General features: G+C 63.9%; 20 protein-coding genes. 6 read left to right on the top strand and 14 right to left on the bottom strand.

What is annotated here, in order from left to right; genetic code table 11:
• Positions 1-23: 23 nt before the first annotated feature.
• Positions 24-1,073: a hydroxyacid dehydrogenase gene (locus I6F24_RS00935; protein ID WP_036023381.1), complete on the bottom strand. Its 1,050-nt coding sequence runs from the start codon at positions 1,071-1,073 to the stop codon at positions 24-26.
• 243 nt (positions 1,074-1,316) lie between these two features.
• Here I6F24_RS00935 and I6F24_RS00940 point away from each other — a divergent pair, with 243 nt between their 5' ends.
• The 3 genes from I6F24_RS00940 (at position 1,317) to I6F24_RS00950 (ending at position 2,922) form a co-directional block, all read left to right on the top strand.
• Positions 1,317-1,868 (top strand): thiamine pyrophosphate-binding protein, encoded by a 552-nt coding sequence (locus I6F24_RS00940; RefSeq protein ID WP_057030106.1) that lies wholly within the window; start codon positions 1,317-1,319, stop codon positions 1,866-1,868.
• Positions 1,869-1,876: 8 nt separating this feature from the next.
• Positions 1,877-2,473: a thiamine pyrophosphate-dependent enzyme gene (locus I6F24_RS00945; protein ID WP_225111779.1), complete on the top strand. Its 597-nt coding sequence runs from the start codon at positions 1,877-1,879 to the stop codon at positions 2,471-2,473.
• Between the two features lie 77 nt (positions 2,474-2,550).
• Positions 2,551-2,922: an antibiotic resistance protein VanZ gene (locus I6F24_RS00950; protein WP_036023344.1), complete on the top strand. Its 372-nt coding sequence runs from the start codon at positions 2,551-2,553 to the stop codon at positions 2,920-2,922.
• A gap of 40 nt (positions 2,923-2,962) precedes the next feature.
• On the opposite strand, the gene I6F24_RS00955 is transcribed toward I6F24_RS00950, so the two are convergent.
• The 10 genes from I6F24_RS00955 to I6F24_RS01000 all read right to left on the bottom strand — a co-directional run bounded on the left by I6F24_RS00955 (position 2,963) and on the right by I6F24_RS01000 (position 15,295).
• Positions 2,963-3,346, bottom strand: coding sequence for a DUF1236 domain-containing protein (locus I6F24_RS00955; protein ID WP_036005622.1), 384 nt, complete (start codon positions 3,344-3,346; stop codon positions 2,963-2,965).
• A 112-nt stretch (positions 3,347-3,458) separates the two neighbouring features.
• Positions 3,459-4,346 (bottom strand): 2-hydroxy-3-oxopropionate reductase, encoded by an 888-nt coding sequence (locus tag I6F24_RS00960; RefSeq protein ID WP_036005625.1) that lies wholly within the window; start codon positions 4,344-4,346, stop codon positions 3,459-3,461.
• 100 nt (positions 4,347-4,446) lie between these two features.
• Complete coding sequence (gene hyi / locus I6F24_RS00965; protein ID WP_225149824.1) at positions 4,447-5,232, bottom strand: hydroxypyruvate isomerase; 786 nt, start codon at positions 5,230-5,232, stop codon at positions 4,447-4,449.
• A gap of 14 nt (positions 5,233-5,246) precedes the next feature.
• Positions 5,247-7,031 carry a glyoxylate carboligase gene (gene gcl / locus I6F24_RS00970; RefSeq protein ID WP_036023343.1) on the bottom strand — a complete coding sequence of 595 codons (1,785 nt, stop codon included), beginning with the start codon at positions 7,029-7,031 and terminating at the stop codon, positions 5,247-5,249.
• A gap of 152 nt (positions 7,032-7,183) precedes the next feature.
• A complete protein-coding gene (locus I6F24_RS00975; RefSeq protein WP_225149825.1) occupies positions 7,184-8,986 on the bottom strand; it encodes an adenine deaminase C-terminal domain-containing protein in 1,803 nt (600 codons plus the stop codon).
• 120 nt (positions 8,987-9,106) lie between these two features.
• On the bottom strand, positions 9,107-10,606 hold the full coding sequence (locus I6F24_RS00980; protein ID WP_036023341.1) for a tripartite tricarboxylate transporter permease: 1,500 nt from the start codon (positions 10,604-10,606) through the stop codon (positions 9,107-9,109).
• A complete protein-coding gene (locus tag I6F24_RS00985) occupies positions 10,606-11,091 on the bottom strand; it encodes a tripartite tricarboxylate transporter TctB family protein (RefSeq protein WP_036023340.1) in 486 nt (161 codons plus the stop codon). Before I6F24_RS00985 ends, I6F24_RS00980 begins: the two co-directional genes overlap by 1 nt.
• A complete protein-coding gene (locus tag I6F24_RS00990) occupies positions 11,088-12,056 on the bottom strand; it encodes a tripartite tricarboxylate transporter substrate binding protein (protein ID WP_036023339.1) in 969 nt (322 codons plus the stop codon). The genes I6F24_RS00985 and I6F24_RS00990 overlap by 4 nt, the downstream gene beginning before the upstream one ends.
• A 105-nt stretch (positions 12,057-12,161) precedes the next feature.
• A complete protein-coding gene (locus tag I6F24_RS00995; protein ID WP_036023338.1) occupies positions 12,162-13,004 on the bottom strand; it encodes an IclR family transcriptional regulator in 843 nt (280 codons plus the stop codon).
• A gap of 161 nt (positions 13,005-13,165) precedes the next feature.
• The gene (locus I6F24_RS01000; protein ID WP_036005664.1) at positions 13,166-15,295 is read right to left on the bottom strand and encodes an acetate--CoA ligase family protein; all 2,130 of its coding nucleotides are present in this window, start codon (positions 15,293-15,295) and stop codon (positions 13,166-13,168) included.
• Positions 15,296-15,646: 351 nt separating this feature from the next.
• On the opposite strand from I6F24_RS01000, the gene I6F24_RS01005 reads away from it, so the two are divergent.
• From I6F24_RS01005 to frc, 3 genes are all read left to right on the top strand, one after another.
• Positions 15,647-16,342 (top strand): GntR family transcriptional regulator, encoded by a 696-nt coding sequence (locus tag I6F24_RS01005; protein ID WP_157282741.1) that lies wholly within the window; start codon positions 15,647-15,649, stop codon positions 16,340-16,342.
• Between the two features lie 76 nt (positions 16,343-16,418).
• A complete protein-coding gene (gene oxc, locus I6F24_RS01010) occupies positions 16,419-18,152 on the top strand; it encodes an oxalyl-CoA decarboxylase (RefSeq protein WP_036005667.1) in 1,734 nt (577 codons plus the stop codon).
• A 62-nt stretch (positions 18,153-18,214) separates the two neighbouring features.
• Positions 18,215-19,492 carry a formyl-CoA transferase gene (frc, locus tag I6F24_RS01015; RefSeq protein ID WP_225144004.1) on the top strand — a complete coding sequence of 426 codons (1,278 nt, stop codon included), beginning with the start codon at positions 18,215-18,217 and terminating at the stop codon, positions 19,490-19,492.
• Between the two features lie 433 nt (positions 19,493-19,925).
• On the opposite strand, the gene I6F24_RS01020 is transcribed toward frc, so the two are convergent.
• From I6F24_RS01020 to I6F24_RS01030, 3 genes are all read right to left on the bottom strand, one after another.
• On the bottom strand, positions 19,926-20,489 hold the full coding sequence (locus tag I6F24_RS01020) for a group 1 truncated hemoglobin (protein WP_225149826.1): 564 nt from the start codon (positions 20,487-20,489) through the stop codon (positions 19,926-19,928).
• Between the two features lie 204 nt (positions 20,490-20,693).
• Positions 20,694-21,656, bottom strand: coding sequence for an ABC transporter substrate-binding protein (locus I6F24_RS01025; RefSeq protein ID WP_225149827.1), 963 nt, complete (start codon positions 21,654-21,656; stop codon positions 20,694-20,696).
• A 156-nt stretch (positions 21,657-21,812) separates the two neighbouring features.
• Positions 21,813-22,244, bottom strand: coding sequence for a hypothetical protein (locus tag I6F24_RS01030; RefSeq protein ID WP_225149828.1), 432 nt, complete (start codon positions 22,242-22,244; stop codon positions 21,813-21,815).
• Positions 22,245-22,254 lie beyond the last annotated feature (10 nt).

Raw genomic sequence — 22,254 nt, forward strand, 5'->3', positions numbered from 1 at the left:
CGCGCGACTGGGCTTCGCGCGCCCTACCCCGGCGTCACGCCAAAAGCCTGCTTGAAGCGCTCGGCATAGCGCGGCCAGGCTTCGGGATTGATGATGCGCGGCGGGCGCTTGCCGTCGAGCACATCCAGCACCTGCTCGGCGGCGATCCGGCCCATGTTCTGGCGCGCCTCGATGGTGACGCCTGCCGTGTGCGGGCTCGCCAGCACGTTGTCGAACTGGAGCAGCGGATGCTCCGGCGGCGGCGGCTCCTTGGACCAGACGTCGAGGCCGGCACCGGCGATGCGCTTGTCGCGCAGCGCCTGCAGCAGCGCGTCCTCGTCGTGGATGAAGCCGCGTGCGGTGGTGATGAAATAGGCATGCGGCTGCATCAGCGCGAATTCGCGTGTGCTGATCAAGTTGCGGCTGCCCTTGTTGAGCGGGCATGAGATCGAGACGAAATCGGCGCGGCGCAACAGCTCGTCGAGCTCGACCTTCTCCCCGCCCCGCTCGGCCATCACCTCAGCCGACAAATACGGATCGTAGGCAAGCACTGTCATGCCGAGCAGGCCCTTGCACAAGGCGGCGATGCGCCGGCCGACATTGCCGAGGCCGATGACGCCGACGGTCTTGCCCTCGACCTCGTTGCCGACGAGATCGTTGCGGTTGACGTCGCGCTCGCGGCGCAGCCGGCGATCCGACTGGATGATGCGCTTGGACAGCGTCAGCATCATCGCCAGCGCGTGCTCGGCGACCGAATGGGCGTTGCCGCCGGACTGGTTGACGACTACGACGCCTGCCTCCGTGCAGGCCTCGACGTCGACGGGATCGAAGCCGGCACCGTTGCTGGAGACCAGCAGCAAATTCGGCGTCCGCTTCAGGAAGGCGGCATCGACATGGAAATGCGGGGCGAGCTCATCGCGGGCGGCGCCGACCTGGTAGACGTGGGCAGCGCCGAGGAGCGGGCCATAAACATCCTCAGGGCTTCCATTTTCGATGCGATCGACCCGCACGTCGGACCGCGCCTTCAGGATGTCGATATAGATCGGATTGGCCAAATAATTGGAGTAGACGACGCGCTTGTTGTTGACGGACATCAGGACCCTTCCGGCTCGTTCGCGGGAGGTCCGCACGGTCAGCGCGATGCGCGCCCTCCTATGCCCCCTCCCGTGTTCTGGTTGTCGCCGCTTATGCCATGGCGGTGCCGGCCACGGCAGGCCTGCTGGCGCAGATCACGGTGACGGCGCGGACATGTTGACAATCCCGCTGCCCGCGTCAAGTTCGGCAGACCGCCGCGACGGCAAGAACCAAGAAGCATGCGCGGCCCCAGGGAGAGCGCGATGGCGATTGCGGAACAGCAGCCGCAGGGGAGCAGCGACGGAAGCTGGCACGGCATCGTCCTGCAAACCTTGAAGCGGAACGAGATCAACCTGATCCCTTACGTGCCGGACCGCGTGCTGACGCCGCTGATCAAGAACCTGCACGCCGATCCCTTCTTCACCACTTTCGCGACCGCCCGTGAGGAAGAGGCCGTCGGCATCGTCGCCGGCGCCTGGATGGGCGGTCGGCGCGGCGCGGTGCTGATGCAGACCTCCGGCTTTGCGACGCTCGCAAACGTGCTGGCCTCGCTCGCAGTGCCCTACCAGATTCCGCTGATCATGCTCGTCTCTGAGCGCGGCACGCTCGGCGAATTCAACTACGGCCAGTCCCTGGTCTGCCGCACCATGCGACCGGTGCTGGATTCGCTGGCGCTGGAGCATCACACCATCACCCGGCTCGACGAGCTCGAATTCATCACCGACCGCTCGATCAAGCAGGCCGTCACCACGCAGGCGCCGGTGGCGTTGATCCTCAACCCGCTGCTGACGGGCGGCAAGGTCTTCGACAAGTGAGGCCGGCGATGAACACTGGCAACACCAAGGTGATGAACCGCTTCGACGTCACCTCGCGGCTGATCGCGAAGCTGAAGCACGAGGAAGCCGTGATCGGCGGCATCGGCAACACCAATTTCGACCTGTGGGCCGCCGGCCACCGCCCGCAGAACTTCTACATGCTGGGCAGCATGGGACTCGCCTTTCCGATCGCGCTCGGCGTCGCGCTGGCGCAGCCCGACCGCCGCGTCTTCGCGCTGGAAGGCGACGGCTCGCTCCTGATGCAGCTCGGTGCGCTCTCGACGATTGCAGCCTTGAAGCCGAAGAACCTCACGATGATCGTGATGGACAACGGCATCTACCAAATCACCGGGGCGCAGCCGACGCCGGCAGCGAACGTTGCCGACATCGTCGCCATTGCCATTGGCTCTGGTCTTGCGAGCAGCGCCTGGGCCGCGGACGAGGAAGATTTCGAGCGGCTGGTCGACGACGCCATGGCCGCTTCCGAGCCGAGCCTGATCGCGGTCAGGATCGACGACAAGCCCGGCGTGGGCACCACCCGGCGCGACCCCGTGCAGATCCGGGAACGCTTCATGCATGGCCTCGGCGTGCGCGATCCGCTTTAACATTTTTGTCATTAACTACACGGCGATCTGATACGAGCCTCGCGACAACCCGACCAAATTCGTGCTAAGCGACCCGGATGTTCATTCGTACCTTTGCCTGGCTGCTCGCCGCTGCCGTTACGTTCGCCACCCTCGGTCCTCCCGGCCTTCGCCCCCATTCCGACCTCGGTCAGGACGGCGAACATGCGCTTGCCTTCGTCATGGTGGGATTGGCCTTCGGCCTCGCCTATCCACGCCGGCGCCTACTGAGCGCAGCGGCCGCGGTCGTCCTGATCGGCGTTCTCGAGCTGATGCAATTTTGGGCACCCGGCCGTCACGCGCGGCTGGTGGATTTTGTGGTCGATGCTGCCACCGCGTGCCTCGGCTTTGCACTCGCCGCCGCCGCAGACCGGCTACTCTCGCGCTTTCGCACCAGCTCCGCCATGACAAGCGAAGGCCCCGCGGAGTGATGCTCCGCAGGGCCCTGCTCAGCACAAAGAATTGCGTCGATCAGTCGATGATCTTGACCACGCGGCGTGTGCGCGGCTCGACGATCACCCGGCGATCGTTCACGACCGCATAGCGATATTCGGTGTAGTTCGGCACGGGCCGCAGCACCACGGTCGGAGGCAGCGGCTCGCCGACCACGACGCGCTCCTGGACCACGACGGAGTCGCTGCGAGGAATTCCGCCGAGGACCGCATTCGGAATTTCGAGACCGGCGCCGACGGCTGCACCCACGGTGCCGCCAACCATTGCACCGATCGGGCCGCCGATGTCGCCACCTGCACGCGCGCCGTCCCTGGCGCCCTGTTCGGTCGTCGACTGAGCAAAGGCTGCGCTCGACGCCAGCAGCGACGCTGCAGCCAACGTAATCGCAAGACGGGTTTTCATGGTGTTTTGTCTCCAGTGATTGTCCTGCGCCTTCAACCCGCGGGGCCGGAGCATTGTTCCGGTTCCCCTGCGACGAAAGATGCATCACTGGACAGTGTTACCGCGTAACAGTTCAGGCCCTGGCGATCTCATGCCCCGCCATCAGTTCCAGCGCCCGCACCATGGCGGAGTGATCCCAGGCCTTGCCGCCATGTGCAGTGCAGGACGAGAACAATTGCTGCGCCACCGCCGTGCTCGGCAGCGACAGGCCGAGTGCACGCGCACCTTCGAGCGCGAGATTGAGATCCTTCTGGTGCAGCTCGATGCGGAAGCCAGGATCGAAATTGCGCTTCACCATGCGCTCGCCATGCACCTCCAGAATTCGCGAGGACGCGAAGCCGCCCATCAGCGCCTTGCGCACCAGCGCGGGATTCGCACCGGCCTTGGATGCGAACAACAGGGCCTCGCTCACGGCTTCGATGGTGAGCGCGACGATGATCTGGTTGGCAACCTTTGTCGTCTGCCCGTCGCCGTTGGCGCCGACATGCGTGACGTTCTTGCCCATCTTGTCGAAGATTGGCTTCATGGTGCCAAAAGCCCGCTCGGGCCCGCCGACCATGATGGTGAGGCTCGCCGCCTTGGCGCCGACCTCCCCGCCCGACACCGGCGCATCGAGATAATCGGCGCCGAGCGCCTCGATCTTTTTTGCAAACTCCTTCGTCGCCAGCGGCGAGATCGAGCTCATGTCGACGACGATCTTGCCCTTGGAGATGCCGCTAGCGACACCCTCCTTGCCGAACAGCACGGCCTCCACATGCGGCGTATCCGGCACCATGATGATGACCGCGTCCGCCTGCTCCGCGACCTCCCTGGCCGATGTGCAGGCGATGCCGCCCGCGGACATCAGCTCCGGCGCGATCGGAGCAACGTCACGCAGAAGCACCCGATGGCCCGCAGCCAGCAGATGGCCGGCCATCGGCCGTCCCATGGTGCCAAGTCCGATGAAGCCGATGTTGGTCATGTCTGATTTCTCACAGTTGGAGTAGCAAAACTCATCCGCGCACTCGGTGCACCTCTCCCGCTAGCGGGAGAGGGAGCGCACCGCCGACGTGGCAATATTCTCAGGTCTCAAACGTCTGTGCCGCATGCCACGACAGGCCCTCCAGCGTCGTGGTGCGCGGCTTGTATTCGCAGCCGATCCAGCCGCGATAGCCGATCGCGTCGAGGTGGCGGAACAGGAAGGGATAGTTGATCTCGCCGGTGCCGGGCTCGTGACGGCCGGGATTGTCGGCAAGTTGGACGTGAGCGATCTGAGGCAGATATTCCTGCATGGTGCGGGCGAGATCGCCCTCCATGATCTGCATGTGGTAGATGTCGTACTGGATGAAGAGGTTGTTCGATCTCACCTCGGAGATCAGCTGCACCGCCTGCTCGGTGCCGTTGAGGAAGAAGCCGGGAATGTCGAGCGTGTTGATGGGCTCGACCAATAGCTTGATGTTCTCTCGCGCCAGCGTCGAAGCTGCAAAACGCAGATTCCCGACCAGCGTCTCCCGAAGCTCGTGCGGATCGGCGTCGACAGGGGCGATGCCGACGAGGCAGTTGAGCTGCTCGCAATCGAGCGCCCTGGCATAATCGATCGCGCGGAACACGCCGTCGCGGAATTCGGCGATGCGGTCGGGCAGGATCGCAATGCCGCGCTCGCCCCCCGCCCAGTTGCCGGCGGGGAGATTGTGCAGCACCTGCGTCAAGCCATGCGCCTCGAGCTGCTCGCGCAGCTGCGCCTTCTCGAAATCATAGGGGAAGAGATATTCGACCCCGGCAAAGCCCGCCGCCTTCGCCGCCGCAAAGCGGTCGAGGAACGGCATCTCGTTGAAGAGCATGGTGAGATTGGCGGCAAATTTCGGCATGGTGCTTCTTCCCCCTATTCCGCCGGCTGCAGCACGCGCGTGGTCTCGACTTCGTCGAGCGGAAGGTCCAGCACCTCCTCGAACTCGACGATGTTGTCGATCTCCGTGCCCATCGCGATGTTGGTGACCCGTTCGAGGATGAACTCGACCACCACAGGCACGCGGTGCTTGGCCATCAATTCGCGGGCGGTCGCAAACGCTGCCTGCGTGTCCTTCGGGTCGGTGACGCGGATGGCCTTGCAGCCGAGGCCTTCGGCGACCGCGACATGGTCGACGCCGTAGACGCCGATCTCGGGCGCGTTGATGTTCTCGAAGGAGAGCTGGACGTGATAGTCCATGTCGAAGCCGCGCTGGGCCTGTCGGATCAGGCCGAGATAGGAATTGTTCACGACGACGTGGATGTAGGGCAGATTGAACTGCGCGCCGACCGCGAGCTCCTCGATCAGGAACTGGAAATCGTAGTCGCCGGAGAGCGCGACGATCTCGCGCTCCGGGCACGCCGCGCGCACGCCGAGCGCGGCCGGCAGCGTCCAGCCGAGCGGCCCCGCCTGCCCGGCATTGATCCAGTTGCGGGGCTTGTAGACGCCGAGGAACTGCGCGCCGGCGATCTGCGACAGGCCGATCACGGTGACATAGGTGGTGTCGCGGCCGAACGCCTTGTTCATTTCCTCGTAGACGCGCTGCGGCTTGATCGGGACGTTGTCGAAATGGCTCTTGCGCAGCATCGTCTTCTTGCGGTCGCGGCAGGCCGCAGGCCACGCCTGGCGCTCGCGGAGCCTGCCTGACCGCCGCCACTCCCTGGCGACGGCGACGAACAGTTCGAGCGCGGCCTTTGCGTCCGAGACGATGCCGAGATCGGGATTGAACACGCGCCCGATCTGCGTCGGCTCGATGTCCACGTGAACGAATTTGCGACCCTTGGTGTAGGTCTCGACCGAGCCGGTGTGGCGGTTGGCCCAGCGATTGCCGATGCCGAGCACGAAGTCGGACTCCAGCAGCGTGGCATTACCATAGCGGTGGCTGGTCTGGAGACCCACCATGCCGGCCATCAGCACGTGATCATCGGGGATCGCGCCCCATCCCATCAGCGTCGGCACGACGGGTATGTTGGCGATTTCGGCGAACTCGACCAGCAGGTCCGAGGCGTCGGCGTTGATGATGCCGCCGCCCGCGACGATCAGCGGCCGTTCGGCGGCGTTGAGCATCTCCAGCGCCTTCTCGACCTGCTTGCGCGTCGCGGCGGGCTTATAGACCGGCAGCGGCTCGTAGGTCTCGTCATCGAATTCGATCTCGGCGAGCTGTACGTCGAGGGGCATGTCGATCAGCACCGGCCCCGGCCTGCCTGAGCGCATCACGTGAAAGGCTTGGCTGAACACTCGCGGCACCAGCGCCGGCTCACGTACCGTCAGTGCCCACTTCGTGACAGGCTTTGCAATCGACTCGATGTCGACCGCCTGGAAATCCTCCTTGTAGAGCCGCGCGCGCGGCGCCTGCCCGGTGATGCAGAGGATCGGGATGGAATCGGCGATCGCGGAGTAAAGACCGGTGATCATGTCGGTGCCAGCCGGCCCGGAGGTGCCGATACAGACCCCGATATTGCCGGCCTTGGCGCGCGTATAGCCTTCGGCCATGTGCGAAGCGCCCTCGACATGGCGCGCCAGGATGTGGCGGATCGAGCCGCGCTTCTTCAGCGCCGAGTAAAGCGGATTGATTGCAGCGCCGGGAACACCGAAGGCCGTCGATATACCTTCCTTCTCCAGGATACGCACGGCCGCATCGACAGCTCGCATCTTCGCCATATCGGACCTCGCTCAAATTGCGTCAGCGAGCGAGATCATCAGATACGCAGAAGCCGATCTCAACGAGACCGATTTTATTTTCCACGATGCGGCAACCACGAGAAAATCGTGGACGTGTCAATCGGTTAGATCAACAGATGCGTGAAAGCAGCTCACTCGAACAGCGGCGCCAGCTGCATCTGCGGCACCAGCACGAGTCCCTTATCGGTGATGCGAATTTCCGGAATGACCGATAGCGGAATCAAATTGAAGCCCATGTACGGGATGGTGCAGCCGGCCTCGGCCCATTCCTTCTTCAGCACCTTCACCTCTTCCGCCACTTCGGTGACACGCTTGCCGGACAGGAGTCCTGCGATCGGCAGCGGAACCAGCGCCCTCACCTCGCCGTCGGCGACGACGCAGACGCCGCCCTGCCGCTCCTTGATGGCGGCGATGGCGACCTGCATGTCGCCCTCGTTGGTGCCAGCGACGATGAGATTGTGGCTGTCGTGTCCGACGCTGGAGGCGACCGCGCCGCGCTTCAGGCCGAAATCCTTCAGGAGCCCATGGGCAACGTTCCCGGCGGATTTGCCATGACGCTCGACCACGGCGACGAAGCAGAGACCGTAGCGCGCGAACAGCGACGGCCAGTCTTTTGCGGGTTCGATCTCCACTTTCTCGTGGATCAGCGTGATGCCAGGCAGCGCGGTCTTGATGGCGTTGACGGTGCAGGCCTTCGCGGGCAATTCGGGCGTCAGCTTCATCGTCTGCGGCAGCTTGACGGTCGCATAGGCTCCCTTGGGATATTGGTAGCGATGCGACAGCGCCTGATCGAGACGCGGGGTGATCTTGCCGTGCTCGACCACGAGCTCGCCTCCATACCAGGTGCATTGTGGCTCGAGCTGATCGTCCATCAGCACGAGATCGGCGCGGCGGCCGCCGCCAAGCCCGCCGATATCGCCTTCCATCCCGAAGCGGGTCGCGCCATGCAGAGAGCCCATTGACCAGGCCTGCTCGGGCGACATCCCCGCCTTCACGGCCTCGCGCACCACCCAGTCGAGACCGAACAGCAGGAGATCGTCGGCATCGCGATCGTCGGTGCAAACGGTGGTGCGCTTGTGCGAGGCCCCGAGCTCGGTGATCGTTCGGATCGCTTGCGGCAGCGAATGCCAGGGCGTGGTCGGCGGTCCCCCGCGCAAAAACACCCAAACGCCGGCATCGAGCAGGTCATCGGCGATGTCGCGGTCGATCGCCTCATGGGTGTCGGTGACGCCGGATGCCGCATAGGCCGCAACGAATTCGCGGCCGTAGACATGCCCGGAAACGGGACGCCCCCGCTTTAAGGCTGCGGAGAGGATGGCATGGCTGCGCTCGTCGCCCATCGTGACAGGCACGAAATCCATCTTCTCGCCAAGCGCCACCGCTTCGGGCCAGCGATCGAACAGACCGGCGATCTTGTCCGGCGTGAGGTCGCCGCCCGCCGTCTCCAGTTCAGCCGAGGTCGCGGGAACCGTGCTCGGCACGGTCAAGAAGATCGACAGCGGCGCCTCGCGCGCATCTTCCAGCATCGCCTCCACACCGGCGACGTCCATGACGTTGCCGATCTCGTGGCTGTCGCAGAAGATCGTGGTGGTGCCGTTCAGCAACGCAGCCTCGGCATAGGCGCAGGCCGTCACCATCGAGGATTCGATGTGGATGTGCGGATCGACGAGGCCGGGCGCGATGATGCCACCGGCGGCGTCATACAGCGGAACATCGCTCCAGGCTTTCTTGGCTGTGCCTGCCGGTTTCACCGCCGCGATGCGGCCGCCTGTGATCCAGACTTCCCGCCCCTGATGAATGCGCTCCGAATAGGTCGAGAGCACCCGCGCCCCCGTGACGACGAGATCCGGCGCGACGCGGGCCGACGCAACATCGGCCAAGCGCCGCGTCATGCTGTGCAGGGGAGCAACGGTGAAGCGGGTGAGTTTGGTCATCGGGGCTCTCACGGATATTGGACAGCCCAGCGATGGTTGCCCCCGACGGCGGCAGGGGCAACTCAAATAAAACGGCACCTTTGCTTACGCATTGGGCAAACTGGCCGTTGATGAGTTCCGCTAGTCCTCATTGGCCTTGAACCGCCCGAGCCCCTTCAAGACGAAGGGCGCGACCAGCGCGATCAGCGCGACGCCGAGGAGCGTCGCCGAGATCGGGCTCTGCAGCAGCGTCATGGGATCGCCGAGGCTGATCGCGAGCGCGCGGCGCAGCTGGCTTTCGGCAATCGGGCCCAGGATCAGGCCGACCACGACCGGCGCGATCGGGAAATCGAACCGGCGCATCAGGAAGCCGAGCACGCCGAAACCGGCGAGCATCGACAATTCCACCACCGACGGCTTTGCCGCGATGGTGCCCATGGTCGCGAACACCAGGATGCCGGCATAGAGCCAGGGCTGCGGGATCGCGAGCAGCCGCACCCACAGGCCGACCAGCGGCAGATTGAGCACCAATAGCATCATGTTGGCGATGAACAGGCTGGCGATCAGGCCCCACACGAGGTCGGGCCGCTCGGCGAACAGCAGCGGGCCCGGATTGAGACCATATTGCTGGAAGCCCGCCAGCATCATCGCGGCGGTCGCCGAAGTCGGCAGGCCCAGCGTCAAGAGCGGCACCAGCGTGCCTGCGGCGGAGGCGTTGTTGGCGGCTTCGGGCCCGGCGACCCCTTCGATCGCGCCCTTGCCGAACTCTTCGGGGTGCTTCGTCAGCCGCTTCTCAGTCGAATAGGACAGGAAGGTCGGGATCTCCGCACCGCCGGCCGGCAGCGCACCGATCGGAAAGCCGAACATGGTGCCGCGCAGCCAGGGCTTCCAAGACCGCTTCCAGTCCTCCTTGGTCATCCACAGCGAGCCGCGCACCGGCTCCAGCTTCTCCTCGGTGTGGTGGCGGCGCGATGCGACGTAGAGTGCCTCGCCCACCGCGAACAGGCCGACCGCGAGCGTTGTGACTTCAACGCCGTCGAGCAATTCAGGAACGCCGAACGCAAGCCGCGCCTGACCGGTCAACTTGTCGATGCCGACGAGACCGAGCGTCAGACCGATGAACAGGCTGGTCAGGCCGCGGATTGGGGAATCGCCGAAGGTCGCCGACACCGTGACGAAGGCAACGCACATCAGCGCGAAATAATCCTCCGGACCGAAGCGCACGGCGACATCGACCAGCCATGGCGCAAGGAAAGCCAAGCCAATGGTGGCGATGGTGCCGGCGACGAAGGAACCGATTGCGGAGGTCGCAAGCGCCGGCCCGCCGCGGCCGGCCTTGGCCATCTTGTTGCCTTCGAGCGCGGTCGCCATCGAGGCGCTTTCACCCGGCGTGTTGATGAGGATCGCTGTGGTCGATCCGCCGTACATGCCGCCATAATAGATGCCGGCGAACATGATCAGCGAACCGCCGGGGTCGAGCTTGTAGGTCACTGGCAGCAGCAGCGCGACCGTCAATGCCGGGCCGATGCCGGGCAGAACGCCCACGGCCGTGCCGAGGAACACGCCGATCAGCGCGTAAAGCAGGTTCATCGGCTGGACGGCGACCGCCATGCCGTGAGCCAGCGCGGCAAAGGTATCCATCACAGCAGTCGCTCCAGCGGGCCGGCAGGCAGGCTCAGCGTCAACAACCGGTCGAACGCGAGATAGATGAGGGTCGACATCACGAGAGCGATGATGGCGTCGATGAGGATGGCACGGCGTCCGAAGGCCGCCGAGGTCGTCACGAACAGGGCTGAGGTCGCTAGGATGAAGCCGCCGCCAAAGCCGATGATGGCGATCAGCAGCGCCAGACCGACGAGGATCAGAACCACAGGCACGGGATCGGCGCTTTCGCGTGCCGGCAGATTGCCGCGCAGTGCATCGACGAAATTGACGATCGCAAGCAGCGCAAGGCCGCAGGCGACCACGACCGGCATCGCCTCCGGCCCCATCCCGTACATCGCGGCGGATTGCAGGCCGCGCGCGTCCCAGACCAGCACGACCGCGAGCACCGCAAGCGATGCCGCGATGACGAGACCGGCGCGGTCGACGCGCCGCGGCGGCTGGACGGGATCGCCCGAGGTCATGACTTGACCAGGCCGACCGATTTCAGCACGTCGGTGACACGGGCCGTTTCCTTCTTCAGGAAGTCGGCAAAAGCATCGCCGCCGAGATAGGCATCCTCCCAGCCTTTTTGCTTGAGGATCTCTTTCCAGGCGTCAGACTTCACCATCTTCTCGACCGCATCGCTCAAGGTCTTGCGCTGCTCCGGCGTGATGCCGGGAGGCGCGACCACCGAACGCCAATTGGCGATCACGAGGTCGATGCCCTGCTCCTTGAACGTGGGGATGTCGCTGCCCGCGATGCGCTTCTCCGAGGTCACGCCGATCGCGCGCAGCTTGCCGGACTTGATCTGCCCTTCATATTCGCTGAGCCCCGAAATGCCCGCGGTGACCTTGCCGCCGAGGATCGCCGCCAGCGACTCGCCGCCGCCGGAGAACGGGATGTAATTGATCTTCTTGGCGTCGGCACCGACGGCGCCGGCGAACAAGGCCGCCATCACATGGTCGACGCCGCCGGCCGAACCGCCGGCAAAGGTGACCTTCGCGATATCGGCCTTCACCGCGGCGGCCAGATCCTGCGCAGTCTTGATCGGCGAGTTCGCGGGAACCACGATCACCTGGATTTCCTCGGTGAGGCGCGCGATCGGCGTCACCTGCTCCAGCGTCACCGGCGACTTGTTCATGGCGAGCGCGCCGACCATGACGAAGCCGTTGACCATCATCTGGTTGCCGTCGCCCTTGGCGCCGTTGACGAACTGGGCGATGCCGACGCTGCCACCTGCACCGGGAACATTGGTGACCTGCACGCTGCGGGCGACGCCCGCAGCCACCAGCGCCTGCTGCATCGAGCGCGCGGTCTGGTCCCAGCCTCCGCCCGGAGCCGCCGGCGCCATCAGCTTGAGCTCGAGCTGCTGGGCAAAGCCCGGATTGGCTGCCGCAAGAGTCAACGCGACGGCTGCGCCGACAAGGCGCACGGGAAATCGGAACATGTGGGCATCTCCAGGCTCATGCGGACGTTTGCCGCATTGTGTCGTTTGGTCGCATATCAACCAAAACGCCCGATGCTGTCCAGTGACATGCCTCAGCGTTTTTGGTCAGCGGGGCGCCGGGATCACCCCGCCGAGCGCGGCAGTCAGTTCCGCCGCGACGTCCCGGACGATCTGGCCGATCTCCGGCAACCGTTCGTCGGTGACGCGGCTCGTCAGGCCGGAAACAGAGATCGCCGCAAGCGGTTCGGCCAGCGCGTTGTATACCACCGCCGCGACGCAGCGCAGGCCGATCTGCGCCTCCTCATCGTCGACGGCAAAGCCCTGTTTGCGGATTTTCTCGAGCTCCCTGAACAGGTCGCTCGGCCGCACGATCGACTTCTCGGTCAGGCGGGGCATGCCGTGATGGCGGATGACGGCGCCGACGTCCTCGTCTGAATAGGTTGCGAGCACCGCCTTGCCGACGCCGGAGGTCACCATGGGGACGCGGCCACCGACCTTGGTCAGCGAGCGCATGATCTCGCGGCTTTCCATGCGGGTCAGCACGATGATGAATTCATCGTCGACCACGGCGAGATTGGCCGTCTCGCGGGTGAGATCGCGCAGCTTGCGCAAATATGGAATCGCCTGTGCGGAGAAATTGCGTCGCCGCGCAAAGCTGGCGCCGACCGTGAAGCTGCGCACGCCGACGTGCCATTTGGATTCGCCACGGTCGAACTGCACGAAACGGCGGCTTTCGAGCGTTGCGAGCAGCCGGTGCACGGTGGACGCCGACAGGCCGGTGCGGATCGCGAGATCGCTCAGACGATAGCCTTCGTCGTCCTCGGCCAGCGTCTCGATGATCGACAGCGCGCGGTCGACCGATTGCACGCCACCGTCGCGGCTCTCGTGATCGGCCTCCGAGGCCGATTTGGGCTCGAGCGATTTGCGCCGGATCACGTTCTTGCTCATCGCGACCTGACCGTTCTCCCTCGCCCCGCTCGCGGGGAGAGGGTCGGGGTGAGGGGAGTCTCCGCAAAGACGGTGAGAGATGGATTCGTGGAGAGTCCCCTCACCCGAATTGCTTTGCAATTCGGCCTCTCCCCGCAAGCGGGGAGAGGTGAAGTCGCAGCTCAGAGCAGCCCTGCCCCGCGTGCCCACTTGTACTTGGCGCCAAGCACCTCGACCGGCAGCTCGGTCGAATAGGCGTAAGCCGGGATGCCGTTCTGATAGAGATATTCGGCGGCCTCCTCGACCTCGACGTCGCCAGCGAGCGAGGCGACCATCGGCTTCACGAAGCCCTTGGCCTCCATCTCCTTTTTCACCTCGACCATGTTGCGGGCGAACACCATCGGCGGCGTGACGATGGTGTGCCAATAGCCGAGGATCAGCGCGTGGATGCGCTCATCCGACAGGCCGAGCTTCACGGTGTTGACGTAGGTGATCGGCGGCTCGCCGCCGGTGATATCCACGGGATTGCCGGCCGCTCCAAACGGCGGGATGAACTTGCGGAAGGCCGCATCGAGATCCGGCGGCATCGACATCAGCGACAGGCCGTTATCGACGCAGGAGTCCGACAGCAGCACGCCCGAGCCGCCGGCACCGGTGATGATGAGAACGTTCTCGCCCTTCGGCGTCGGCAGCACCGGTACGCCGCGGGCGAATTCAAGCAACTGGCGAAGTGAGCGGGCACGGATCACGCCGGACTGCTTGAACACGTCCTCATAGATGCGATCGTTGCCGGCGAGCGCGCCGGTGTGGGACGACGCCGCCTTCGCGCCGGCCGAGGTCCGGCCGGCCTTGAGCACCACCACCGGCTTCTTCTTGGACACGCGCTTTGCGGCTTCCGCGAAGGCGCGGCCGTCCTTGAGGTCTTCGCAGTGCTGGGCGATCAGATTGGTGTTCGGGTCCTGCTCGAAGAAGGCGAGCAGATCGTCCTCGTCGATATCGGACTTGTTGCCGAGGCCGACGATCGCGGACACGCCCATCTTGGCCGAGCGCGAGAAGCCGATGATGGCCATGCCGATGCCGCCCGACTGCGACGACAGCGCCGCATGGCCCTTGACGTCATAGGCGGTGCAGAAGGTCGCGCAGAGATTGGCGGGCGTATAATAGAAGCCGTAGATGTTCGGCCCCATCAGACGGATGTCGTACTTCTTGCCGACCTCGACGATCTCGGCCTGCAGCTCCGGCGCACCGGCTTCAGCGAAGCCCGACGGGATCAGCACCGCGCCCGGGATCTTCTTCTCGCCGCATTCGGTCAGCGCGGCCGCGACGAATTTCGCGGGGATTGCGAACACCGCGACGTCGATCACACCAGGCACGTCCTTGACGCTCTTGTAGGCCTTGTAGCCGAGGATCTCGGCGGCCTTGGGATGGATCGGATAGATCTCACCCTTGTAGCCGCCGTTGATGAGGTTCTTCATCACGGAATTGCCGATCTTGCCGTCCTCCGCGGAGGCGCCGACCACGGCGACCGCCTTCGGCTGCATGATGCGGTTCATCGCCGCGACGATCTCATCGGTCGGACGCGGCTTCGGCTTGGGCTTGTAGGCGAAGTCGACCACGATGCGGACGTCTGCGGCCGTGGCATCCTTCGGCGTCGCGAACACCGGGTTGAGGTCGAGCTCGACGATCTCAGGGAAATCGGTGACGAGCTGCGAGACCTTGACGATGACGTCGGCGAGCGCGTTGCGGTTCACCGGCTCGCCGCCGCGCACGCCTTTCAGGATCTCGTGCGCCTGGATGCCGTCGAGCATCGAGAGCGCGTCTTCCTTGGTCGCCGGCGCGAGGCGGAAGGTGATGTCCTTGAGCACCTCGACGAGCACGCCGCCGAGGCCGAAGGCGACCAGCTTGCCGAACGAGCCGTCGGTGATCGAGCCGACGATGACCTCGGTTCCGCCGGCCAACATCTGCTGCACCTGCACACCTTCGATCTTGGCATCGGACTTATATTTCTTTGCGTTGCCGAGGATGGTCTCGTAGGCCTTCTCGGCCTCCTCGGTCGTCTTGAGGCCGACGATGACGCCGCCGGCTTCGGTTTTGTGGAGAATGTCCGGCGAGACGATCTTCATCACGACGGGGAAGCCCATGGACGAGGCCATCTTGCCGGCCTCGCCCGCCGACTTGGCCACGCCCTCCTTCGGCACCGGAATGCCGTAGGCGTCGCAGACCAGCTTGCCTTCCGGGGCCGTCAGGCTGGTGCGATTGTCCGCCTTGACCTGGTCAAGCACCTTGCGGACGGCATCTTTGGAATTGGACATGTGGCTTCTCCCTTGACCTCAGTTCGTTCTTTTCAAAGCGCGCGCGTGTTTGCGGCTGCCCATGATGCTTGCCATTCGCCGCGCTCTGTTCCATGCGGCGGTACGGAGTGGCATAAGCCTCAGGACTACTCCGCCGGCATGGATCAAAAATGGCTGGCGATGGCATTTGGTATGCCAGAAGCCAACTTGTCAAGCTGGTGTAGGGCCTAGAAGGCCGCAAAAAATAGGCAGCTTGACATTCTGGCATGTGGTATGCCAAAAACTTTCCCGTTAATATTCCTGTAAAAGACGACTCCCCACTGGAGGAGATTCGTCGTGTCACTACGGAAACCAACCAAGGCGTTGCCGAACATGGCCGAGGCAGACATCGCAATCGTTCGTATTGCCCCGGAGAGCAGCTTCAAGAACAAGGCGTATGACGCCTTGAAGGAAGCCATCCTCAAGATGGACATCTACTCGACGCCCGAGCCGGTGATGCTCGACGAGCGCGCGCTGTCCGAACGGCTCGGCGTCAGCCGCACGCCGATCCGCGAGGCCATCGCGATGCTGGAGCAGGACGGTTTCGTGAAGACTGTGCCCCGCCGCGGCATCATGGTGGTGCGCAGGACCAAGAGCGAGATCGTCGACATGATCCGCGCCTGGGCGGCGCTGGAGAGCATGGCCGCCCGTCTCATCACCACCACCGCGCGCAAGAAGGACATCACGGCGCTGCGCGACTATTTCAAGGATTTCGGCAAGGACCGACTGCCCGAGGATCACGTCGAGGAATATTCGCGCGCCAACATCGCCTTCCACCAGGCGCTGATCTCGCTGTCGGAATCGCCGGTGCTGGTCGATCTCACCAACGACCTGCTCTTGCACGTGCGCGGCTATCGCCAGCTGACCATCGGACGCAAGGACCGCACCGCGACGTCACTGCCCGAGCATCTCGGCATCATCGAAGCGCTGGAAGCGCGCGACACCGAGCTTGCCGAGAAGCGCGCCCGCGATCACACCCTCGGCCTTGCCGCTTACGTCGAAGCGCACGGCCAAGAACTGTTTACGTAACTGTTCACTTAAGCAACGTTCACCAGAAGGGCGAACAATTCGCCCCAACGACCTTGAGACCAGGGAGACAAGGCCCATGCTGAATACCGCGACCAAGTCCGAAGCACCGGGCACCGAGCAGGAACTGACGGATGGCTTCCATCTCGTCATCGACGCGCTCAAGCTGAACGGCATCAACACCATCTATAATGTGCCGGGCATCCCGATCACGGATTTGGGCCGCATGGCGCAGGCCGCGGGTATTCGCGTGATCTCGTTCCGTCACGAGCAGAACGCCGGCTACGCCGCCGGCATCGCCGGCTATCTCACCAAGAAGCCCGGCGTCTGCCTCACGGTGTCGGCGCCCGGCTTCCTGAATGGTCTCACCGCCCTCGCCCACGCCACCACCAATTGCTATCCGATGATCCTGGTCTCCGGCTCTTCCGAGCGCGAGATCGTCGACCTCCAGCAGGGCGACTACGAGGAGATGGACCAGCTTGCGATCGCAAAGCCGCTGTGCAAGGCGGCCTATCGCGTGCTGCACGCCCAGGACATCGGCATCGGCTTCGCCCGCGCCATCCGCGCTGCGGTCTCAGGCCGTCCGGGCGGCGTCTATCTCGACCTGCCGGCAAAACTGTTCGGCCAAGTCATGAACGCCGAGGCCGGCCAGAAGTCGCTGGTCAAGGTGATAGACGCGGCGCCCGCGCAGATCCCCTCGCCCGCATCCGTGAAGCGCGCGCTCGACGTGCTCAAGAGCGCCAAGCGCCCCCTCATCATCCTCGGCAAGGGCGCGGCCTACGCGCAGGCCGATGAGGAGATCAAGAGCTTCGTCGAGAAGAGCGGCGTTCCGTTCCTGCCCATGAGCATGGCCAAGGGCCTGCTCCCCGACACCCATCCGCAATGCGCCGGCGCCGCCCGCTCGACGGTGCTGAAGGACTCCGACGTCGTCATGCTGATCGGCGCGCGGCTGAACTGGCTGCTGTCGCACGGCAAGGGCAAGAGCTGGGGCGAGGCGCCGAAGAAGTTCATCCAGGTCGACATCGAGCCGAAGGAGATGGATTCCAACGTCGAGATCGTCGCGCCCGTCGTCGGCGACATCGGCTCGGTGGTCTCCGCCTTCAACCAGGCGATGGGATCATCCTGGACCGCCCCGCCGGCCGAATGGACCAACGCCGTTTCGACCAAGCGCGAAGAGAACGTCGCCAAGATGGCGCCGAAGCTCATGAACAACAAATCGCCGATGGATTATCACGGCGCGCTCGGTGTGCTGAAGAACGTCATCAAGGACTATCCCGAGGCGATCCTCGTCAACGAAGGCGCCAACACACTCGACCTCGCCCGCGGCGTCATCGACATGTACAAGCCCCGCAAGCGTCTCGACGTCGGCACCTGGGGCGTGATGGGCATCGGCATGGGCCAGGCGATCGCGGCCGCGCTCGAGACCGGTCACCCCGTGCTGGCCGTGGAAGGCGACTCGGCGTTCGGCTTCTCCGGCATGGAGGTCGAGACCATCTGCCGCTACAATTTGCCGATCTGCGTCGTCATCTTCAACAATGACGGCATCTATCGCGGCACCGACGTCAACGGCGCCAACTCCGATCCGGCGACCACCGTGTTCGTCAAGGGCGCGCGCTACGACAAGATGATGGAAGCCTTCGGCGGCGTCGGCGTCAACGCGACCTCGCCGGACGAGCTGAAGCGTGCCGTCAACGACGCCATGAAGTCCGGTAAGCCGACGCTCATCAACGCCGTGATCGATCCGGCCGCCGGCTCGGAGAGCGGCCGCATCGGCAACCTCAATCCACAGAGCGTTCTGCAGAAGAAGAAGTAAGTCCACCCCTCAACCCTTATTCCCTGCCGGGTGCAGGGGCAGACAGAGTACGGAGCAATACGATGACCAAAGCGCTCGAGGGCGTTCGCATTCTCGACTTCACCCACGTCCAGTCAGGACCGACCTGCACGCAGCTGCTGGCCTGGTTCGGCGCCGACGTGATCAAGGTGGAACGCCCGGGCGTGGGTGACATCACCCGCGGCCAGCTGCAGGACATCCCGAACGTGGACAGCCTGTATTTCACCATGCTCAACCACAACAAGCGCTCGATCACGCTCGACACCAAAAACCCCAAGGGCAAGGAAGTCCTCACCGAGTTGATCAAGAAGTGCGACGTGCTGGTGGAGAATTTCGGCCCCGGCGTGCTCGACCGCATGGGCTTTCCTTGGGAGAAGATCCAGGCGATCAACCCGAAGATGATCGTCGCCTCGATCAAGGGTTTTGGCCCCGGACCGTATGAAGACTGCAAGGTCTATGAGAACGTCGCCCAGTGCACCGGCGGCGCCGCCTCCACCACCGGCTTCCGCGACGGCGTCCCGCTCGTCACCGGCGCGCAGATCGGCGATAGCGGCACCGGCCTGCACCTCGCGCTCGGCATCGTCACCGCGCTCTACCAGCGCACCCACAGCGGCAAGGGCCAGCGCGTCACTGCCGCGATGCAGGACGGCGTGCTCAACCTCTGCCGCGTCAAGCTGCGCGACCAGCAGCGCCTCGCCCACGGCCCGCTGAAGGAATACAGCCAGTTCGGCGAAGGCGTGCCGTTCGGCGACGCCGTGCCGCGCGCCGGCAACGATTCCGGCGGCGGCCAGCCCGGCCGCATCCTGAAGTGCAAGGGCTGGGAGACCGATCCCAACGCCTACATCTACTTCATCACCCAGGCCCCGGTCTGGGAGAAGATCTGCGATGTGATCGGCGAACCCAGCTGGAAGACCGATCCGAACTACGCCAAGCCGGCGGCGCGCCTGCCGCGCCTGAACGAGATCTTCGCCCGCATCGAGCAGTGGACGATGACGAAGACAAAGTTCGAGGCGATGGAGATCCTCAACAAGGACGACATCCCCTGCGGCCCGATCCTGTCGATGAAGGAGATCGCGGAAGACCAGTCGCTGCGCGCCACCGGCACGGTGGTCGAGGTCGACCACCCCACCCGCGGCAAGTACGTCTCGGTCGGCAACCCGATCAAGCTGTCGGATAGCCCGGCAGACGTGACGCGATCGCCGCTGCTCGGCGAGCACACCGACGAGATCCTGCGGTCGGTGCTGGGCTTCAGCGATCACCAGGTCGCCGAGATCCACAAGTCCGGCGCGCTCGACCCGCCGCAGAAGCAGGCCGCCGAGTAAGCGGGCCACATTTCACGAGACCAAAGGGGCCGTCCGAAGGGGCGGCCCCTTTTGCTTGGGAAGGCGTGCAATCGCAGGCTCAAAATCAAAACTGGAAAACAACCCCATGCACAGTAGCCATCCCACTGGCACGCAACGATATTTCTGATTCGACGAAAAAATTCTGCCCCGTCGGGCAAAACAGGGGTATTATGTCATCGTGGATGTCATGTCGGGAGCGCACATCCGGCGCTGGCTGCTGCACATCGGAGCGGATCCCCGACCACACGCTGTTCGCGGAAGGGCTGCAGAGATCTGGAGTCCAAGGGCGTTTATCGGACGTCAGCGCGAGGGACGTCAGCATGGGCCACAACCGGACGGATTGGCGGCGCAATCTAACGTCCCCGCCCAGCCGGAGCCAGTCGGTGCTAGCGAAGACCGGGAAGATCACCCTTCAGCCGCGCTTGCCGACCGTCGCAGACCCGGCGGTAACCTCGTCCTTGTGCGCGGAAAACGCAGCCAGCACCTCGGCTTTCTCGCGCTTAGGGACTTTGGCAAAGTCGAGGCTCCGCCCGAGTTCCGCCGCGACCTCATCGAACTCTGCCGGAGATATTCTGAGATTGCGGTGCGCTTCCTCAAGTCCGAGCGGCGTCGCGCCAGGCTTGGTGGCTGCGAACTTAAGGGGCCCGCCCGAAACGTCGCAGACCCACAGCGTCCGCATGAACTTGAGGCCCGGCAACCTTGTCAGGTTCTTGGTGTGCCATTCTCGTAGTTGCGGATTCTTGGACTTCTGGCCCACGACGGGATTCTTCACGACAGCGTCGCTGAAGTGATCCACCACGGCCGCAATAGCAAAAACGCCGCCCAGCCGCTCATACAGACTTTTCTCAGGCGAGGTTTGCTGGGCCTGCGCGTATGCCTTACTCGCTCCCTGCAATGCAGTCGTCGGGGCGGCGGTCAGCGCCATTCCTGCGACCATGCTTCGTCGTGTGATGGAAGTCGGAATAAATTGTACCATGGTCACCTCCTCTGGTGAGGCAACAGGATAATCCGTTGGGAGCATGCAGCCGGTCGGATTTCGTCACTTTCTTCCGGCATTAAATTTTAGGTCGATGGATTAAGATGGAAGCGTCGGGGTTACACGCTAAGAACGATTCACCGCACATTCGCTTGTGTGGCCGCCCGGGACGTCTGCGATGGGCCACAAGCGGAAGTCGGCTCTCTATTCGATAACTTCATCGGCGCGGGCTAGGAGGCTTTCAGGTAATTCCAAGCCGAGCACCCTCGCGGTCTTGCGGTTGATGATGAATTCGAATTCGGTCGGAGCTTGCACTGGCAGGTCTGCCGGATTGGCGCCGCGCAAAATTCGATCAACGTAGGATGCCGCGCCTGCATATATTTTATTGAGGTTTACTCCATACGAAACAAGACCCCCTACATCGCAGAATAGTCGTAGGAAGTAGATCGCGGGCAACCTGCACTTAGCAACAAGCGCGGTCATTTCCTTCCGTCGTGCGGCAGTCAGTGCGTCAGGTAGAAAAACAAGACCAGCGTTCCGCGTGTCTTGGAGAGATACGATTAGCCGTTCGATGCTGGAGCTATCGCCGTGGGGCGTCTCCACCGAAACCACTCCGGAGGTTTGTGCGACGGCCTTTATCGAAGCGAGAAACGCAGCAGAGTTATTCCCTAGTTCTGGGTTGTAGACAACGCCGATCCGCTCAATCTGCGGCGCGATTTCCTTCAGCAGGGAGACCCACTTACCCCCGAGAGATGGTACAAAGGCAGTGAACCCGGTAACATTACGACCGGGCCGCGCGAAAGTCTCGACATAGCGCATTCCAATCGGATCGCTGACCATCGCGAATACGGTCGGGATATTAGACCCCTCAGCTTGCAGTGACGCCATCGACGTGTTGGTAACCGCGAACAAGACATCAGGCTTCAACGAGATCAATTCGCGCGCGCACTTGCGGCTCTCCTCAGTATCGCCATCGCTTATGCAATAGTCTATGAGCAGGTTCTGACCCAACAGCCATCCTTTCTCCTTCAATACTCTTTCGAGAATCGGCCTGCTTAGAGGGCTAGCTAGGAGCGCACCCACGCGGCGGACTTGGGCCTGAGCCCCCGCAGTATATGGGAGGATTGCTACGGCACCGCTGAAGGCTATGAATTCCCGCCGTCGCATGCGTCGCTCCCTCTAGGGATCACGCCTGTGGGAAGATCAGCTTAGCACTTTTTTCGTGAGACCGGGTGCAATGACTGCTTCGGGTCAAAAGCTGCTGTCGAACACGAAGCCGCAATAGGTCTGCCAAGGGCCAGAAGCGGAAGAAGTACAGCCGAACTAATCAGGTATTCCCCAGGTGGCACGCACAAATAAACGGGCCGGCGGCAGCACGGAGGCGAGGTCAACTGGGGCGCGGTCCGGCTTAATTGCAATCAGATCGTAGCTCGCACCATGGTCGCTCGTCGTGTCCCTTAGCATTACACCGTCCGCGGTGTCCCGCGTCAGGGTCGCCGGTGCGGGATCAACGATGACGGCGGCGCGAATGCGCGCGTCCTGTATCGGCTCGGGCGGCGTCTCGCCGTTGTGAGGCTGTGCGCACATGCCGGTCGTCTCCTTGCAGAGGCTGGCGACCCTGGCGAAATCCGGCTTGATCCCCATCAGCACGAGGCCGGTCGCCCCTCCGAGCGAGAAACCGACGAAGCCGACCCGGGCAGGATCGATCACCGCCCTGTCCTTCCAGTCGTTCAACAGAAAATCGAGCAGGCGCACGATGTCGGTC

The sequence above is a fragment of the Bradyrhizobium sp. BRP23 genome (genome assembly GCF_020194135.1).
GTDB classification, from domain to species: domain Bacteria; phylum Pseudomonadota; class Alphaproteobacteria; order Rhizobiales; family Xanthobacteraceae; genus Bradyrhizobium; species Bradyrhizobium yuanmingense.

Bases quoted from the DNA above. Each gene is read 5' to 3' on its own strand.
- I6F24_RS00935 (WP_036023381.1), bottom strand. From the start codon at position 1,073: ATGTCCGTCAACAACAAGCGCGTCGTCTACTCCAATTATTTGGCCAAT.
- I6F24_RS00940 (WP_057030106.1), top strand. From the start codon at position 1,317: ATGGCGATTGCGGAACAGCAGCCGCAGGGGAGCAGCGACGGAAGCTGG.
- I6F24_RS00945 (WP_225111779.1), top strand. From the start codon at position 1,877: ATGAACACTGGCAACACCAAGGTGATGAACCGCTTCGACGTCACCTCG.
- I6F24_RS00950 (WP_036023344.1), top strand. From the start codon at position 2,551: ATGTTCATTCGTACCTTTGCCTGGCTGCTCGCCGCTGCCGTTACGTTC.
- I6F24_RS00955 (WP_036005622.1), bottom strand. From the start codon at position 3,346: ATGAAAACCCGTCTTGCGATTACGTTGGCTGCAGCGTCGCTGCTGGCG.
- I6F24_RS00960 (WP_036005625.1), bottom strand. From the start codon at position 4,346: ATGACCAACATCGGCTTCATCGGACTTGGCACCATGGGACGGCCGATG.
- hyi (WP_225149824.1), bottom strand. From the start codon at position 5,232: ATGCCGAAATTTGCCGCCAATCTCACCATGCTCTTCAACGAGATGCCG.
- gcl (WP_036023343.1), bottom strand. From the start codon at position 7,031: ATGGCGAAGATGCGAGCTGTCGATGCGGCCGTGCGTATCCTGGAGAAG.
- I6F24_RS00975 (WP_225149825.1), bottom strand. From the start codon at position 8,986: ATGACCAAACTCACCCGCTTCACCGTTGCTCCCCTGCACAGCATGACG.
- I6F24_RS00980 (WP_036023341.1), bottom strand. From the start codon at position 10,606: ATGGATACCTTTGCCGCGCTGGCTCACGGCATGGCGGTCGCCGTCCAG.
- I6F24_RS00985 (WP_036023340.1), bottom strand. From the start codon at position 11,091: ATGACCTCGGGCGATCCCGTCCAGCCGCCGCGGCGCGTCGACCGCGCC.
- I6F24_RS00990 (WP_036023339.1), bottom strand. From the start codon at position 12,056: ATGTTCCGATTTCCCGTGCGCCTTGTCGGCGCAGCCGTCGCGTTGACT.
- I6F24_RS00995 (WP_036023338.1), bottom strand. From the start codon at position 13,004: ATGAGCAAGAACGTGATCCGGCGCAAATCGCTCGAGCCCAAATCGGCC.
- I6F24_RS01000 (WP_036005664.1), bottom strand. From the start codon at position 15,295: ATGTCCAATTCCAAAGATGCCGTCCGCAAGGTGCTTGACCAGGTCAAG.
- I6F24_RS01005 (WP_157282741.1), top strand. From the start codon at position 15,647: ATGGCCGAGGCAGACATCGCAATCGTTCGTATTGCCCCGGAGAGCAGC.
- oxc (WP_036005667.1), top strand. From the start codon at position 16,419: ATGCTGAATACCGCGACCAAGTCCGAAGCACCGGGCACCGAGCAGGAA.
- frc (WP_225144004.1), top strand. From the start codon at position 18,215: ATGACCAAAGCGCTCGAGGGCGTTCGCATTCTCGACTTCACCCACGTC.
- I6F24_RS01020 (WP_225149826.1), bottom strand. From the start codon at position 20,489: ATGGTACAATTTATTCCGACTTCCATCACACGACGAAGCATGGTCGCA.
- I6F24_RS01025 (WP_225149827.1), bottom strand. From the start codon at position 21,656: ATGCGACGGCGGGAATTCATAGCCTTCAGCGGTGCCGTAGCAATCCTC.